This window comes from Yersinia sp. LJYL362 (assembly GCF_048323875.1).
The window spans coordinates 1-16,604 of sequence record NZ_JBLWEX010000209.1; the positions used below are offsets into that span (position 1 = coordinate 1).

Sequence of the window (16,604 nt, forward strand, 5' to 3'; positions counted from 1 at the left end):
CCTTTGCCAGTGGCAACATTCTGCAAGTCTTACTGTTTGCTGTTCTGTTCGGTTTTGCCCTGCATCGTCTGGGTGAAAAAGGTCAGCTTATCTTTAATGTTATCGAGAGTTTCTCCCGCGTTATCTTTGGTATTATCAATATGATCATGCGCCTGGCACCTATCGGGGCTTTCGGTGCAATGGCCTTTACTATTGGTAAATACGGTGTGGGCAGCCTGGTGCAGCTGGGTCAGTTGATTATCTGCTTCTACATTACCTGCGTATTGTTTGTGGTGGTGGTGCTGGGGTCTATCGCGAAATTTAATGGCTTTAATATCTTCAAATTTATCCGTTATATAAAAGAAGAGTTATTGATCGTGTTAGGGACGTCATCTTCAGAATCTGTGCTGCCGCGCATGCTGGATAAGATGGAAAAAGCCGGGTGTAAGAAGTCCGTGGTGGGTTTGGTTATCCCGACCGGTTACTCGTTCAATCTGGACGGAACCTCTATTTACCTGACAATGGCCGCGGTATTTATTGCTCAGGCAACTAATACCCACATGGATGTTATTCATCAGGTGACCTTACTGGTGGTGTTGTTGCTCTCCTCAAAAGGTGCGGCTGGAGTCACGGGCAGCGGCTTTATCGTCTTGGCAGCCACCATTTCTGCGGTGGGGCATTTACCATTGGCAGGATTGGCGCTGATTTTGGGTATCGACCGCTTTATGTCTGAAGCCCGTGCGCTGACTAATCTGGTGGGGAATGGGGTTGCAACTATTGTTGTGGCGAAATGGTGTAACCAGCTGGATAACGACCAACTGCAAGCGGTGTTATCAAATAAAACCTTACCGAATAATGAGATAAAGAACAGTATTTCTTCTTGATACACCCGAAACATCACATTCCGTCATTGATTTACCCAACTGACTACCGGTGGTTTATCGCCACCGGTAGCCCCTCTTGACCCCCTCTGCGATATCATTTCTTGTGTTAATTACCATTTAGATACTATTTTTTACTCTGATGAGTGACATCCGCAAAAGCATGCGGTCTAACAGAATGGTACACTCCCACGTTCCGCTCTCACTGTGACAATTTGCATGAAAACACGCATGGTTCACGTAAGGATTGCATTGTTTATACCCAAAGTAATTGGGGTTGCAGGTAGGCAGCAAATGAGTGAAGCCCGATGAGCTGACTCAAGTCAGTGATTCGGGTGAAGGAAAGCCGCTAACACCGCTGCAACTTCAAGTAAGAAGGGTCAAATTTGGATAGTTTATTAAGTAGGGGTTCACATGCAGGGCACCAGAATTCGTCTCATAGTTGGTGGGTTATTGTTGGCTGCCGCCAGCAGTAATGTGCAGGCTGAAGCACTACAACCCGATCCTGCCTGGCAGCAGGGAAAATTAGAAAACGGGTTTTCATGGCAGTTGCTAGCAACACCGCAGCGCCCTAGCGACCGGGTAGAGTTACGTCTGGTCGTTAATACTGGTTCATTATCTGAGAGTGCACAACAAGTTGGTTTTGCCCATCTGTTGCCGCGCCTGGCATTAATGAGCAGCGCGAGTTTTACTCCTGCCCAGCTTCAGTCTCTATGGCAGCAAGGGGTCGATAACGATCGTCCGTTGCCACCGGCTATTACATCTTATGATTTCACCTTATACAGTTTGAGTTTGCCCAATAACCGCCCTGATTTGATGAAAGAAGCTTTGGCGTGGTTATCCGATACCAGTGGCAAGCTGGCCATCAGTGAACAGACCATCAATGCAGCGCTGAATAGCCCAACCGATCCTATTGCCACATTCCCGCAAAATATTCAGGAACCTTGGTGGCGTTACCGCCTTAAAGGCTCTTCTCTAATAGGGCATGATCCTGGCCAGCCAGTGGCAAAACCGGTCGATGTCGAGAAGCTGAAACAGTTTTATCAGCAATGGTATACCCCGGATGCCATGACATTGTATGTGGTGGGTAATGTCGATAGTCGCAGTATTGCGGCCCAAATTGGCAAAACGTTCTCTGAGTTGAAAGGGAAGCGCACTACGCCGGCACCTATTGCGATGCTAGCACCACTGCCACCAGAGCCGGTGAGCTTGATGAGTGAGCAGGCAACACAAGACACATTATCATTAATGTGGGATACCCCTTGGCATCCGATTCAGGACTCCGTCGCATTAAGCCGCTACTGGCGCAGTGATTTAGCTCGTGAGGCACTATTCTGGCACATTCAGCAAGTGCTGGAAAAAAGTGATCAAAAGAACCTGAAACTGGGCTTTGATTGCCGGGTGCAGTATCAACGTGCGCAATGTGCAATCCACTTGAATACGCCAACTGAAAACCTGACGCCGGGCATGAGTTTTGTGGCGCGTGAACTGGCTAGCTTGCGCACCAATGGCCTGAGTCAGGCTGAGTTTGATGCATTGATGGTGCAGAAAAACGATCAACTCAGTAAATTGTTTGCTACTTATGCTCGTACTGATACCGATGTTTTGATGAGCCAACGTCTGCGTTCACAGCAAAGTGGTGTCGTGGATATTGCGCCAGAACAGTATCAGAAGCTACGGCAGGCATTTTTGTCTGGGCTGACGTTGGCGGAGCTAAATCAGGAATTGAAACAGCAATTATCGCAAGATACTACGCTGATTCTGACTCAGCCCAAAGGTGAGCCAGAAGTGAATGTGAAAGCGCTGCAAAATGCCTATAACGCGATTATGACGCCACACACAGTGGTGCCAGAAGATGCGGCTCCAACCGTGGCTTCTGCGGAGGCAGCACCCGCGACGCCCACAACAGCTCAGTAAGTAAAATATTGAGTGAATAGTTATGAATAAGCCCGGACACTATTGTTCGGGCTTCAGTGATCGAAGGGTTTACCGTACCTAGGGGCGCTCCGGCGACTTACGTCGCTACGACCCCAACGGCACGCTTCCCCTTCATTCTGATTTCTGGCGAGAAATATTATCAATCACACTACAGGCATGGCTGCCAGTGGGATGATGGCCCCACGATACTGAATGACGGTGCTGGCTGTTAGGTGCCCGCGCATTGCGGCGTCATGTGCGCTGCCACCCGTCAGGCGAACAGCCAAATAACCGGCGCTGAAGGAATCCCCAGCCGCAGTGGTATCGACCACTTTTTCTTTTGGCAGTTTAACCGCGGGGACATCATACTGGTGAGCTTCAAAACCCTCTTTCACCCAGACGATGCAGGAATCTGCGCCGCGCTTAATGATGATTTCGTTTACACCTAAATTCTGTGTGCGTTCGATAACCTGCTCCAGTGGCTTCTCGCCCCACAGCATGTCTTCATCATCCAGTGTCAGGAAGGCGATATCCGTGCAAGCCAACATGTCGCGGTAGGCTTCTTGCGTCTCTTCCTTGTTCAGCCATAGGCGAGGGCGGTAGTTGTTATCAAAGATAACTTTGCCGCCGTTAGCCCGGCAGGCGCGCAGCAATTTCAGCAAGCGCTGGCGAGAGGCGCTGTCGAGAATCGCCAAGCTGATGCCACTAAGATACAGATAGTCATACTTTTCGAGACGTTGGCAGATTTCATCCGCCGCTGGGCTGGTGAGCCAGAAACGTGCGGCAGCATCATTGCGCCAATAATAGAAAGTGCGCTCACCGGTGCTGTCTGTCTCGATAAAGTACAACCCGGGTAATTTATCATCCATACGCTGAATGAGGTCGGTGTGGATGTTCTCTTGCTGCCAGGCGGCTAGCATCTCATCACTGAAACTGTCCGTACCCAGCGCCGTGACGTAATGTACATTCAAGTCCTGCTTGGGCACCTGACGGGCAACATACACTGCAGTATTTAGCGTATCACCGCCAAAGCCCCGGCTAAGGTCGGTACCTTTTTGTGACAGTTCAATCATGCATTCGCCGATAATGGCTATATTTTTGCTGGTCATGGAAAGCTGGCCTGTGAGTCAATGAGGGAAATAAGGTTAGTCTCACTGCTGGCTTGGTCAGAGTCAATAGTATTAAAACGACGTTTTAAATTTTTTATGACATAGGTTGGGAAACTGACAAGTTTCCCGCCGTTATGAACACAATTATGATGACTTTCGCAGGTCGGTCACGCTATGACCGCCAATGCCCCAGTTATCGGTGTCTACTTCATCAATCACGACGACGGTCGTCGCCGGGTTTTTACCCAGTGTATCGACTAACAGTTGGGTCACTCCGGCGATCAGTTGTTTTTTCTGCTCCGCCGTCGCGCCTTCGCGAGTAATTTTAATATTGACGTAAGGCATGTTCATCTCCATTAAGTTCTTGGGTATAGTATTGATTAACAACTATAGATGGCTTAAATGTGCCGCACCAGCCCGCTTAGGCGGAATAATCTGTCATGCTGTTGTATAAAGTTCTGTTCGCCTGAGTCGATAACATCTCCAGAAGGAAAACCGTTTATCATAGGGTGACTCAAGCTGACGGCAATACCCATTGCCTTGACTGTCTGGTGCCCTAAAACATGGCGACTAAACTGATGATGACCAATAAAATATCAGGTTTACTTGCGCCATCCTTTGCCGCCATTGATCGTAATAAAGGACAGAGCTTCTGGCGGCAATGTCAGCGTCGGTACACTTTTCAACCTATCTATCGTACCTCCGGTGCGCTGCTGGCTATCGAGCTGCTTACGGCAGTTTTTCACCCCTCATCACCGGATACTCGTCTGAATCCGGAAGATTACTTCAGTGCCATCAGTATCAGCGCCCGTTTGAATGTGGTGCTGGAGCAGTTGAATATGGTTAAACAATGGCATGCGATATTTGTACATCACTCGGTGTTGGTCTCGATTAACATTGATGGCCAGGCACTGATGGCAATGCAGGACGACTTGCAAGCTAAGGTGTTAATCGATGCTATGCCTTACATTCGCTTTGAATTGCTAGAGCATGTCGACACCTCCCTTGATACCCCCTTTGCGCATATTGCTGAAGCAGACCGGCTATGGCTGGATGATTTCGGTAGTGGGCTGGCGAATTTCACTTCATTCATTAGCTGGCGCTATGAGTACATCAAAGTTGCCAGAGATCTATTTATCGTGCTGCAAGAGAGTGATGTCGGAAACCAACTGTTTTTCAAACTGGTGACCTTAATGGGCAGCTATAGCAAAGGCGTGATTGTTGAAGGGGTGGAAACCTCAGAAGAATGGGCAATGGTGCAGCAGTCTGATGCTGTTGCCGCACAAGGATATTATCTCTCCCGACCGACGTCATTTGATCGTTTACAGACTCTCCCTATGCTGTTTTGTGGCTAATATTTTTGGATCAATAAATCAGCACTCCTTTCTTCCCTCCCGCCTTGTTGCTTCATTCTCGACTATGGTTAAAGTACTTTTTGATTCACGCAATTAACATCATGAGTACTGGCATGGAGCTGTTATGACCAAAACTGGAAAAGTGCTGACAGGCATTGTCGGGGTTATTCTGCTGCTAGTGGTAGCAGCCATCGTGTTTATTAAGACTTTCGACTGGAACCATCTAAAGCCAACCATCAATGAGAAAGTCTCTACTGAGCTGCAACGGCCTTTCGCTATTCGTGGCAATCTGGGTGTGGACTGGTCACGTAAAGGTGATGAGCCGGGCTGGCGTGGCGTGGCTGGGTGCCGTGGCCGCATATCCACGCTGAGGATTTGGTGCTGGGTAACCCGCCCGGCTTCACCAGCGATAAAACCGCTGACAAGGCCAACACCGTCGAAGGTAACACCGAATCTACGGCATTTCCTGCGGGAGAAATGGTGACCTTAAAACGGGTTGATGCGAGTATTGCGCCGTTGGCATTATTGGCGAAAGAGGTCTGGATACCGCGCATCTGGCTGACACAACCGGATGCCAACCTGATGCGCCTGGCGGATGGTAAGAACAACTGGACATTTAATCTGGCGAACAGTCCGGCCGGGGATAAGAGTAGCGCGTCTGATTGGTCGGTCAACATTGATGATATTGTTTTTGACCGTGGCCAGATTAATCTGAAAGATGCGGTGCTAAAAGCAGACTTGCGGGCGGTGATTGATCCCCTCGGTAAGCCATTGCCGTTTGCCGAGGTAACCGGTGCCCGTAGTGATAAAAAGGACAAGCAACCTGCTGATAAAACGCAGAATAATGCGCCCGATTTTATCTTTGGCTGGAAAGTCGATGGTCAGTATCAGGGGCAACCTTTAACCGGCAGTGGCAAAATCGGTGGGATGCTGTCGATGAGTGATGCCAGCATTCCCTTCCCATTACAGGCAGATGTGCGCTCTGGCGCCACTCGAGTGGCGGTGGCGGGTACATTAACCGATCCTGCTAATTTGGCGGGGTTGGATCTGCAATTGAAATTCTCCGGTGCCAGTTTGGATAATCTCTATCCGCTGATTGGCGTGTTATTACCGGCCACTCCTCCATTTAACACTGATGGCCGCTTAATCGCGAGCCTCAAACAGGCCGGTGGGGCGGTTTATCGTTATGAAAACTTTAACGGCAAAATCGGTGACAGTGACATTCATGGCAACCTGACTTACACCGCCAGCCAGCCGCGTCCGAAATTAACGGGCAACATGTCATCGGATAAATTGCGCTTTACGGATTTAGCGCCTTTGATTGGGGCTGATTCTAATCAGGAAAAAGCCAATCGTGGCGAGCGCAGCCGGCAGCCCAGCAATAAGGTACTGCCGACTGAAAAATTTGATACCAAAAGCTGGGGTGTGATGGATGCCGATGTTACTTATGCGGCTAAACGTATCGATAGGGATAAATCATTACCTCTGACCGACCTCTCCACTCACGTGGTGCTGAATAACGGTGAGTTGTTGCTCGATCCACTGCGATTTGGTATGGCCAGGGGGAATCTCAATGCAACTTTGCGCCTGAATGGCAACAAAGACCCGATGCAGGGCAAAGTTGATTTACATGCCCGTCGGCTACAACTGAAAGAGCTGTTGCCGCAGGTGCAGGCAATGCGCAACAGCTTAGGGCAATTGAATGGCGATGCGTCATTTACTGCTACCGGTAACTCAGTTGCTGCGCTGTTGGCAACCAGCAACGGCAATCTGCGTCTGTTATTGAATCAGGGGCTTATCAGCCGCAGCTTGATGGAATTACTCGGACTGAATGTGGGTAACTATCTGGTGGCGAAGTTGTTTGGTGATGATGAGGTCAAAATTAACTGCGCGGTGGCGGATGTGCAGTTACGCAATGGCCTGGCGACACCGCGCCTGTTTGTTATTGATACCGAAAATGCCATTATCAATATTACCGGTAATATCAATTTTGCTACCGAGCGGCTGTATTTATCTATTGATCCAGAAAGCAAAGGGCTGCGAATCCTGACTCTGCGCTCTCCGCTGTATGTGAAAGGCACATTTAAACAGCCTGATGCCGGGGTCAAAGCCGGGCCTTTACTGGCGCGTGGCGCGGTTGCTGCGGTGTTAGGTGTAGCACTCACACCTGCCGCTGCATTGCTGGCACTGATTTCCCCAAGTGAAGCGGAAGAAAACCAGTGCACTCCGCTGCTGCAAAAAATGAAACAGAAAAAATAACGGATTAATGTCTCGGTGGTTGGGGGAGCAGTTGGCAACTGTGGTCTTGCAACTCCTCCACCGATGCACGATGTAATTTTGTCAGGCTCGCTTTGCTGGCGAGCAGTAAGAATTGCCCGTCCGGCAACGCAGTCATAGCTAAACCATAACGCCCCATTTCATCTTTCGCGCCCGCCACTTCATCGGCTAACAACCGAAATGCCCCTGATTGCTGCAATTGTGCCGCCGTCGTCCGCCGCACCCAATAATCATGCCCTAGCAGGCCTCCCGGCAGGAGGTGCCATTGTTGGCTAAAATCAGCTTCCTGTGCTGCCAGCGCCGTTTTGACTTCTGGTTTGAGACAAGAAATATGAATATGCAAATGATCCTGACTGCGACCATATTTTGAATTAATAGCTAGCGAGATATCCGCATCATCAATGGGTGCGCCATACTTATCCGCCATAAAGTGGCGAGCTTGCCAGGCATCAACGAAATAGTTGGGGCTGCTGGCGGCTAATAACTGTGGGCTTTCTATACCGCTGATTTTTGCAGTCGGCATCAACAAATACTGTAATGGCCCATGCTTATCTTTGTACACCACGAAACCGGTCTGTGTATCGGCCTGCACACAAGGCTGCGGATTTTGCTCGGCTTCCATATGAGGCACACATTGTTGGCTAACTATTTTCCATAACGCATCTGCATGACTGAAACGAAATTGATAGGCCAGCAAGGCCGCGAGCATGACAACGGCGAGCAGTATCAGCAATTTTAGATGGCGAGACATGGGTTACCCTCCATGATCAGGGGTTACTCAGCGGTGCCATTGCCGCCTTTTTGGGGCAAAGTTTCGTCCTCGGCATAATGTGCCGTGGCTATCCAGGCGGCACAAAATAAGGTCAAGCGCGCGAAAAAGTAGAAAAAGGCCATCAGGCCAATCACCGAACCAAAGGCGGCCCCGGATGGCGAGCTGGCAAGGCGCGGCAGCATCATGGTCATGATGAATTTAATGATTTCAAAGCCGATTGCGGCAATCAGAGTGCCCCGCAACAGCGCTTTTTTCTTCGGCTTATGCCGTGGCAGAATCCAAAATATCCATAAAAATAACAGATAATTTGCGGCGATAGAGATTGTTAAGGTAATCAGTGTCATTACGGGCCGTAACCACTCGATTCCTCCTAGCCCTAATGCATCAACAATGGCAGATTGCGCCGCACCGGCGATAGACGTCAGCGACAGGGTAATGATCAGCGCGATAACCAACCCGGTGAGCGAAACAAAATCACGGGCATAGCGGTAATAGAACTTTTCCTGATCCTGTGGATTGCGCTCCCAAACATCGCGCGACTGCGCACGAATGGCTTCGCGCAGATTTCCCATCCAACTGATACCAGAGTACAGCGCAATCGCCAAACCGGTTAATCCCACGGTCGTGCGCTGCTGGATAGCCGTATTCACAGTGTTTTTAAGTGTAGCGGCCAAGCTTGGGTCACTGATGGTATTAACAATTTTGTTAATTAATTCAGCCAATAAATCTGGATTAGATGCCAGCACAAAACCCACGGCGGCAAAAGAAACCATCAAAATAGGAATAAGTGACAAAAATGAAAAATAAGTAATAGCGGCCCCAAACTGGCTGCCCAACCGATCGTTGAAACGGTCTGTTGCACGGATAATATGGGCGACTGTGGGGTAAGCTTTCACACGATCACTTATCCGTGTCATAAAGGAAATCGCTTTTTTACCCGTTTCAATTCCCGCAGTCAGTGGGGCTGGGTTGTTGCGCGGTGCGTTCGGCATAATTCTCCTCGGTGGCCTTAATCCATGCCTTATGCAGATGATTATTCTACAAAATATGACATACAAATACGGATGACCTGTTGATAATAGCAGAGTCGGGAGCTATCACAAATCAAGAGGTTCCATTTAAACCGTGTTTTATTCCTTATTGTACGAGTTATAAATCAGTAGCATAGGGTATTCACCCTCACGATAAATATACTTCTCCTTTCAGATTAATATTAAGATAAATATTAGGTTAAAATCCTAAATATGGAATATTTTTAATAAGCTTTGATATTGTTTTTCTTTGAAAAATATAAATAAATGATTCGTAGTGATGCCATTTAAATATTGTTATTTTTCATCTCGCTAGAGATGGCTTTTCTATTCATAGGTGTGGGTTAAAATCTTTTTTAAATTGAATTACTTAACCATTTTATTAAATTTATGATTTATTTGTTAGGAAATATCCTACGTGCTTGGTGATGCTGTCTCATATTCTTTTTCCTATAAACAAATATATTAATCGATACGGTGGGCTTAATTGGATTTTAGAATTAAACCTCGCGATTAAATAAAAATAATGCAGCCGAAAACGATAAATAGAAACAGAGTGTTTTTTGTTCTATTGGGATTATTTTTTGTCAAAATCCAGGTTATTACCATGAAAACAAACAGAACAACCTTGTCACCGAGCTTTAGAAAAACGCTATTGGCCAGTTTACTGGTGCCGCTTCTAACCCCACTGTATAGCTGGGCGGCACAGACGGTCAGTGTTATTGATGGGAGTTCTGTTGCAATTTCAGGTGAATATGGCACCGGCAGTGACAATTTAACGCCCGTCGTTGTGCAAGGTACCACCAGTGCGGTTACTGGCGACTCCGATGTCACTATCACTACCACGGGCCGCGCCGCCAATGGTGTCAATGTAATTGACGGCGGTACTCTGAACCTGAATGGCGCCGTTATCAAGACTGATGGCGTAGTGGCATCTGGTATCAGCAATAATAAAGGCACCGTGAATTTACAGGGGGGGACGGTGACCACGACTGGCTCCACCGCTTATGGTGTTTCTTCGACGGGGCTGGGGAGCAGTGCAGATATTAATGGCACCGTGATCTCCACCAGTGGCACATCAGCTTACGGTATTTCGGGGGCCGGCGGTGCCAAATTAACCGTCAATAATACGACTCTCAATGCCAGTGGTGGTGGCAGTTATGGTATTTATCTGAATGGTATTGGCAGTGAGTTAAGTGGGGCGAACAACACCATAAATAACACCAGCAGTGCCAGTGGCACTGGGGTTTATATTGGCTCGGGCGGTATAAATGCCACCTTAGATAACACCACGATTAATATGGATAATGCCTACGCTGGCGTCAGTGTTGGCCGCGATTCATCTATTGTCATGGATGGCCTGAATGTTAGCGGTAATATGAATCAGGTTCTCGATATTACCGGTAAAGCCACTATCAGCAATGCTAACATTGATTTAGCTTCCGGTGGCGTATTACGCGCGATGGGGAACAGTTCGACCAATAAAGCAATCATTATATTGAATAATATCAATGCTATATCTCATAGCGGTAATGCGACATTGGTCAACGTTAATATGAATGCTGACGTCACGATTAATGGCGGTTCCTATCACGCCAAAGGCACTAATGCCATGGGGATTTGGGTGCCGGATACGACGTCAGTGGTGAAAGTCAATAATGCCGAGTTCATTACCGAGGGAAATGGAGCCACCGCCATCGAGAACCGAGGAACGGCAATTGTTGATAGCACCGTGGTCAGAACAAGCGGTAATAGTTCTCACGGTATTTACTCAGAATCGATTTTTAATGCCAGCAATATGAGCATCTCCACGGCGGGTGTCGGCAGTATAGGGGTCACTGCTGCTCGGGGAGGAAATCTGAATCTTGATGGTGCGGTCGTCAATACCACTGGTGACTCTGGAATGGTATTGGGCACTTTCGCCAGCTCATCAATCAATGCCAAGAATGTTACCGCGACCTCCACCGGTGCCAGTGCTTATGCTTTGTGGACTCAAACCAGTGGCTCAATCGCGCTGAAAGACAGTCAAATTACCACCTCTGGTGTGAATGCAGGCGGGATTTATGCCACGGGCTCTAATGCGATTTATAGCCAGGTTCTGTTGGATAACTCCAAGGTTATCAGCGAGAGCGGCGCTGGCGTTCGCGCATATGGTGCCAATATCAATATTGATGTGAACAACGGTTCGCAGTTAACTGGCGGCAATGGCTTATTGGTCAATGCCAGCACTAATGTCGGAACGGTGGCATCTCCGCTCAATATTATTAGTAACGTCAATCTGAATGCTGATAATCATTCGGTACTGGTCGGTGATCTTCAGGCAGAAGAAAATAACAATGTTAGCTTAACGCTGAAGAACAGCTCGGTGTGGACGGGTGCGGCACGTAACGCCAAAAGCGTGGATGTTGATAGCAGTAGCGTGTGGAATCTAACGGGTGATGCCGATGTTGAGTCAATGCACATTTTGGGTCAGATGAACTTTATCCCAAGCGGCAGTAATCCAAGCTCGCGTGCGCTGGGTAATAGTTTCAGTACCTTAACGATTAATAGTAATCTCACCGGCAATGGTAGTTTTGTTTTCAATGCGCAATTAGGCGATGACAGCTCACCAGCAGATAAATTGCATGTGATAGGGGATGCTACCGGTGATCATTATGTTCAGGTGATTAACCAAGGCGGGCTGGGGGCATTAACGACCGGTGCAGGGATTAACCTGATTACAGTTGAGGGTGATACTCAATACGGGCAATTCACCATGAGCAACGCGGTTGTTGCCGGTGCTTATCAGTACTTTTTATACCAAATCGACGAACATAGCTGGAATTTGCAGTCCAATTTGGTTCCGGTTGGCCCGACTGATCCGGGAGAAGGTATTAATGTTGATCCAGATAGGATCACAACCCCTGAAATTGCTTATCGCAGTGAAGTGCCGGGGTATATTGCCGCGCCGTGGTTAAATGCATTCTATGGTTTTACGACGTTAGGTAGTTTGCATGAACGACGTGGTTCTGCAGAAGGTGCGGCGAATGGTTTTAATCAGGACTCTTGGGGGCGGATAAGCGGGCAGCATAATCAGTTTGATGCGGGCCGTTTTAGCTATGACTCCGATATCTGGTTTGCTCAACTGGGCCATGATTTCTATCAAGCTGAAAATTCCGCCGGAACACAGGCGACAGCGGGTGTGATGATAACGCTGGGTAAACAGGAAACTGACACACAAGATAAGGCGCGGGCTGTGCGCCCAGAGTTGTCGGTGAATACCGGTAAGATTAAAACTGATGCTTATGGTCTGGGCGGTTATTACACTTTAATGACGCCACAAGGCGGCCATCTCGATGTCGTTGGTCAGGGGACGTTATACCGCAACAATTATCAGAGCCAATATGATGCTAACCAGAATGGTTATGGTGTGGCGATATCTGCCGAAGTGGGGCAGGCATATCCGATAGCTGGCAGTTGGAAAGTGGAGCCACAGGGGCAACTGAAATATCAATATCTGAATCTAAACAGTTTCAGTGACGAGATCTCAGGTGTGAGTGGTACTTCTTACTCTGTTGGGCAGGCGCGCGCTGGCGTCCGTGTGTTTAGCGAAGCGACTAAACAGCAGGCCATTAAGCCTTATCTGTCTACCGATGTGGTGCATCAGTTAGGTAAAAACCCGCAGGTCACTATTGAGACGGCGAGTTTGCGGCCTGAATTCAGTAAAACCTACTGGCAGGGCGGTGCTGGTGTGACCGCTAAAGTGAACAGCAATGTTGATATCTATGCTGATGTGAAATACCAGAGAGCTTTTGACGGCAACATGAAGGGTTACGCTGGTAACTTGGGTGTGAAAGTGAGTTTCTAAATCACGCCAATGAGTAACATGTTTATCATCAGGCCAGGGCTTTGCTCTGGCCTGATTTATTTTAACCATCACAGCGAATAAGAATTTTCCCTTGAGAAGAGTTTTGACTCATAACACTCAATGCGGTGGGTAACTCATTGAGAGGGAATATCCCCGCGATTCTTGAACCGGCAATACCATCACGAATAAGAGGGAATACTTCACTTAACTTGGCCGCCAGAGCATCATGGCCAGCGCTATGAACCCATTGACGTAAGTGGAAGTAACTAAAGCGAATATCAGGCCGATATTGCCAAAACGAAGCGGGGATCGGGTCACCGGAAAGCAGCCCGTAAGAAATAAACTTTCCTCCATTTCGAACCCTCCCTGCCAGCCTGATGGCTGTTTTGCCCCCCACACAATCGAGCACGGCATCAGCATCCTTGATTAGCGGGAATGGATTGTTATAAATAGCATTGCCCATATCCGGCAATATCAGTAACTCATCGGGTTGGGCATGATCAAACGCATTTTCAGCCCCAGCGCGACGAACAATCGCGGTGACTGTTAGGCCCAACTGTTTTGCCATTCGGATCAGCATCAAGCCAATCGTCGAGTTCGCTGCGCTAACCACTATTTTCATGCCGGGAGCGGCGGCGAGGGCTTCTGTCAGCATCAACCAGGCCGTCATCGGGTTAACATAGCTGGTGGCGGCTTGCTCATCAGTGAGCCAGTCGGGAACGGCAAAACACCACTTCGCATCACAGTGCTTATATTGCTGCCATGCGCCAGCACTCCCCAGTGGAAGGACGCGCTGGCCCACTAATTCGCCTCCGGCTTCCACCATGCCAACCCCTTCAAAGCCGGGTACGAATGGCAATTGGGTTCGTGTGGAATAGGCGCCAGAAATAGTAATCAGGTCTGAGGGATTGATTGTGCTGAACTGCATTTTCACCCGTAACTCATTGACCTTAAGCTGAGCGGGGGCATAAGACTCAAGTTGAACACACTCGATAGCCGGGCCAAAGTGACGGACAACTGCCCGCAAATGACTTTTTCCTGTTGTAGATTCCATGGATGCCTCGATATTTTATGCGTGTTCAATCATCATCACGGCAGTGGTATCCAGGGTCAGTGCTTCAAAAATATGTTCTACATCTGCGGAATAGCGCATGTAATCGCCGCTATTGAGTTCAACCGCTTGGTCAACTGGCCCCACTCTGGCTTTGCCTGAACCGATAATGACATGTTCAATGGTGCCGGGCATATGCGCTCGGGAACGTCTGGGTTCACCGGGCTGAACGTTAATCCGATAGATATCACGCTGCACGCCAGCGGGGCAGGCAGCCAGTAACGTGGCGGTGTAATTGGCTTGTTCAGAAACTGCGGGAATCCCTTCATGCGCTCTGATCACCTGAACATGCAGGCGGGGCTGGGCGATGAGCCGACTGACCGGGACATCCAGCGCCATTGCCAGTGACCAGAGGGTTTCCAGGCTGGGATTACCGGCTCCGCCTTCCAATTGCGATAATGTCGATTTCGCGATACCGGCGCGCTTGGCCAATTCCGTCACCGTCAGCCCCAATTTCTCACGTTCCCGCCGGATAGAAGCAGAAAGCAAACCAATAGGGGTTGCGGCCAGGTCTGAATTATCGCGCACAGAATCAGTCATTGTTCACCATATCGTCCGTTTGTTCATCTTGACGAACAACTGAATGTCGTTCACCATAACAGTCACTTGTTCATTTTAATGTATTGTGGGTTGAGTGCCAAGCATGCAATACCAAAGCTGTGGAGAAAGGCCGATGAAAATAAAAACGCGTGGCGCAGTAGAAATGATTATCGCCATGCTTATTTCCGGCACGGTGGGCTGGCCGGTTATTGCATCGGGGCAACCCACCGTGACCGTTGTGTTCTGGCGTTGTGTGTTTGGTGCATTCGCGATGTTTATTGCCTGCGTTATGCTGGGTTTGCTTAAACGTGGTGTGCTCACTCGACAGCACATTGCTATCGCTATTATCGGCGGCATTACGCTGGTATTGAACTGGGTTTTACTGTTTGGCGCGCTCTCTTTCATCTATCCGGTGGTGGCGATTTTTGTCGACTGGCTGGTATTTGGTCACCGGCTGAGTGTTATGCAAATGGTGGGTGCCAGTGCAATCCTGCTGGCTGCGGCGGGTATGAATTTTGGCTGGAAACTGGTGGGAAATCGCCCGCGCGAAAGTCAAAAATATTCTTGAAGAGAGTATTCAAAGCAATAAAAAAGGCTATAAACTGAACGAGTTATAGCCTTTAAATTCGAGCAAAAGACTTTAGCGCATGGTGACAAATTCTTCGGCGGCAGTCGGGTGAATAGCAACCGTGTTGTCGAAATCTTTCTTGGTTGCGCCCATCTTCACGGCGACAGCGAACCCTTGCAGGATTTCATCCATACCAAAACCGATGCCGTGGATACCGACAATTTTCTCTTCCGGCCCTGCGCACACCAGCTTCATCCGGCATGGCTGGCGGTGCTGAGTCACGGCGCTGTACATCGCGGTGAAGGACGATTTGTACACTTTCACTTGCTCGTCGCCAAACGTCTCACGCGCTTGCGGTTCAGTCAGGCCAATCGTCCCGATTGGTGGATGGCTGAATACCACGGTTGGGATATTGCTGTAATCCAGATGCTCGTCCGGCTTGTTATTAAACAGGCGCTCAGACAAACGGCGACCTGCCGCAACCGCCACTGGGGTTAGCTCAACGGCACCGGTATTATCGCCAACAGCGTAGATACCTTTTACGTTAGTATTCTGGAACTTATCGACCTCGATATAGCCTTTTTCATTGGTTTTGACACCGCTGGCGGCCAGATTCAGGTTATCAGTTGCCGGCTCACGGCCGATGGCCCAAATCAGATGGTCGACAGTCACTTCCGTGCCGTTTTCCAATTGCAGTGTCAGGCTGCCATCTGCATTTTTGATAACCGCTTTCGGTACTGCCTCGGTATGCAGTTTCGGCCCTTCGGTGTTCATCACTTCTAACAGGGTTTCAACAATCAGCGGATCAAAGGTACGCAGCGGCGCATGTTTGCGCACAAACAGGTGTGTTTCTGTGCCTAACCCATTGAGTACGCCTGCGATTTCTACCGCGATATAACCGGCACCCACCACAGCAACCCGTTTTGGCATCTCGTCCAATTCGAAGAAACCATCGGAATCAATGCCGTATTCTGCGCCTGGAATATCTGGATGACTTGGGCGACCGCCGGTGGCGATCAGGATGTGATCTGCGGTTATCTTCTCACCGTTCACTTCCACGGTATGCGCATCAACAAAACGCGCGAACCCTTTAATAACATCCACTTTGTTATTGCTTAAACCACGGTCATAAGACTGATGGATACGATCGATGTAAGCAGTACGATTGGCAATCAGCGTTTTCCAATCGAAATGATTCACTGTGGTGTCGAAACCGT

General features: G+C 48.9%; 12 protein-coding genes and 1 pseudogene. 6 read left to right on the plus strand and 7 right to left on the minus strand.

The features are described 5' to 3' along the window. Both ACNSO8_RS10965 and ACNSO8_RS10970 read left to right on the plus strand, forming a co-directional pair. Window positions 1-863: cation:dicarboxylate symporter family transporter (locus tag ACNSO8_RS10965; protein WP_418394628.1), on the plus strand; the 863-nt coding region annotated here is incomplete at its 5' end. Window positions 864-1,274: 411 nt separating this feature from the next. Continuing rightward, window positions 1,275-2,777, plus strand: a complete 1,503-nt coding sequence (locus ACNSO8_RS10970) for a M16 family metallopeptidase (RefSeq protein ID WP_418394629.1) — start codon at window positions 1,275-1,277, stop codon at window positions 2,775-2,777. A gap of 164 nt (window positions 2,778-2,941) precedes the next feature. Here ACNSO8_RS10970 and ACNSO8_RS10975 read toward each other — a convergent pair whose 3' ends face one another. Both ACNSO8_RS10975 and ACNSO8_RS10980 read right to left on the minus strand, forming a co-directional pair. Further along, on the minus strand, window positions 2,942-3,886 hold the full coding sequence (locus ACNSO8_RS10975; RefSeq protein WP_418394630.1) for a sugar kinase: 945 nt from the start codon (window positions 3,884-3,886) through the stop codon (window positions 2,942-2,944). Between the two features lie 144 nt (window positions 3,887-4,030). Next, entirely contained in the window at window positions 4,031-4,231 is a 201-nt protein-coding gene (locus ACNSO8_RS10980) for a 2-hydroxymuconate tautomerase family protein (protein WP_004388926.1), read from the minus strand. 218 nt (window positions 4,232-4,449) lie between these two features. On the opposite strand from ACNSO8_RS10980, the gene pdeH reads away from it, so the two are divergent. Together pdeH and ACNSO8_RS10990 are read left to right on the plus strand one after the other, a co-directional pair. Then, window positions 4,450-5,241: a cyclic-guanylate-specific phosphodiesterase gene (gene pdeH / locus ACNSO8_RS10985; RefSeq protein WP_418394631.1), complete on the plus strand. Its 792-nt coding sequence runs from the start codon at window positions 4,450-4,452 to the stop codon at window positions 5,239-5,241. Between the two features lie 124 nt (window positions 5,242-5,365). Further along, a pseudogene (locus ACNSO8_RS10990) lies at window positions 5,366-7,500 on the plus strand (AsmA family protein). Window positions 7,501-7,504: 4 nt separating this feature from the next. Here the strand turns inward: ACNSO8_RS10990 and ACNSO8_RS10995 are convergent. After that, window positions 7,505-8,269 carry a CDP-diacylglycerol diphosphatase gene (locus ACNSO8_RS10995; protein WP_418394632.1) on the minus strand — a complete coding sequence of 255 codons (765 nt, stop codon included), beginning with the start codon at window positions 8,267-8,269 and terminating at the stop codon, window positions 7,505-7,507. 23 nt (window positions 8,270-8,292) lie between these two features. Further along, window positions 8,293-9,282, minus strand: a complete 990-nt coding sequence (gene yhjD / locus ACNSO8_RS11000; protein WP_418394633.1) for an inner membrane protein YhjD — start codon at window positions 9,280-9,282, stop codon at window positions 8,293-8,295. 646 nt (window positions 9,283-9,928) lie between these two features. On the opposite strand from yhjD, the gene ACNSO8_RS11005 reads away from it, so the two are divergent. Next, on the plus strand, window positions 9,929-13,168 hold the full coding sequence (locus ACNSO8_RS11005) for an autotransporter outer membrane beta-barrel domain-containing protein (RefSeq protein ID WP_418394634.1): 3,240 nt from the start codon (window positions 9,929-9,931) through the stop codon (window positions 13,166-13,168). A 61-nt stretch (window positions 13,169-13,229) separates the two neighbouring features. On the opposite strand, the gene ACNSO8_RS11010 is transcribed toward ACNSO8_RS11005, so the two are convergent. Continuing rightward, the gene (locus ACNSO8_RS11010; protein WP_418394635.1) at window positions 13,230-14,222 is read right to left on the minus strand and encodes a zinc-dependent alcohol dehydrogenase family protein; all 993 of its coding nucleotides are present in this window, start codon (window positions 14,220-14,222) and stop codon (window positions 13,230-13,232) included. 15 nt (window positions 14,223-14,237) lie between these two features. Next, complete coding sequence (locus ACNSO8_RS11015; RefSeq protein WP_418394636.1) at window positions 14,238-14,819, minus strand: helix-turn-helix domain-containing protein; 582 nt, start codon at window positions 14,817-14,819, stop codon at window positions 14,238-14,240. Between the two features lie 133 nt (window positions 14,820-14,952). On the opposite strand from ACNSO8_RS11015, the gene ACNSO8_RS11020 reads away from it, so the two are divergent. Continuing rightward, window positions 14,953-15,387 (plus strand): EamA family transporter, encoded by a 435-nt coding sequence (locus tag ACNSO8_RS11020; RefSeq protein WP_418394637.1) that lies wholly within the window; start codon window positions 14,953-14,955, stop codon window positions 15,385-15,387. A gap of 72 nt (window positions 15,388-15,459) precedes the next feature. On the opposite strand, the gene gorA is transcribed toward ACNSO8_RS11020, so the two are convergent. Continuing rightward, a partial coding sequence (gene gorA, locus ACNSO8_RS11025; protein WP_418394638.1) for a glutathione-disulfide reductase occupies window positions 15,460-16,604 on the minus strand: 1,145 nt, incomplete at its 5' end.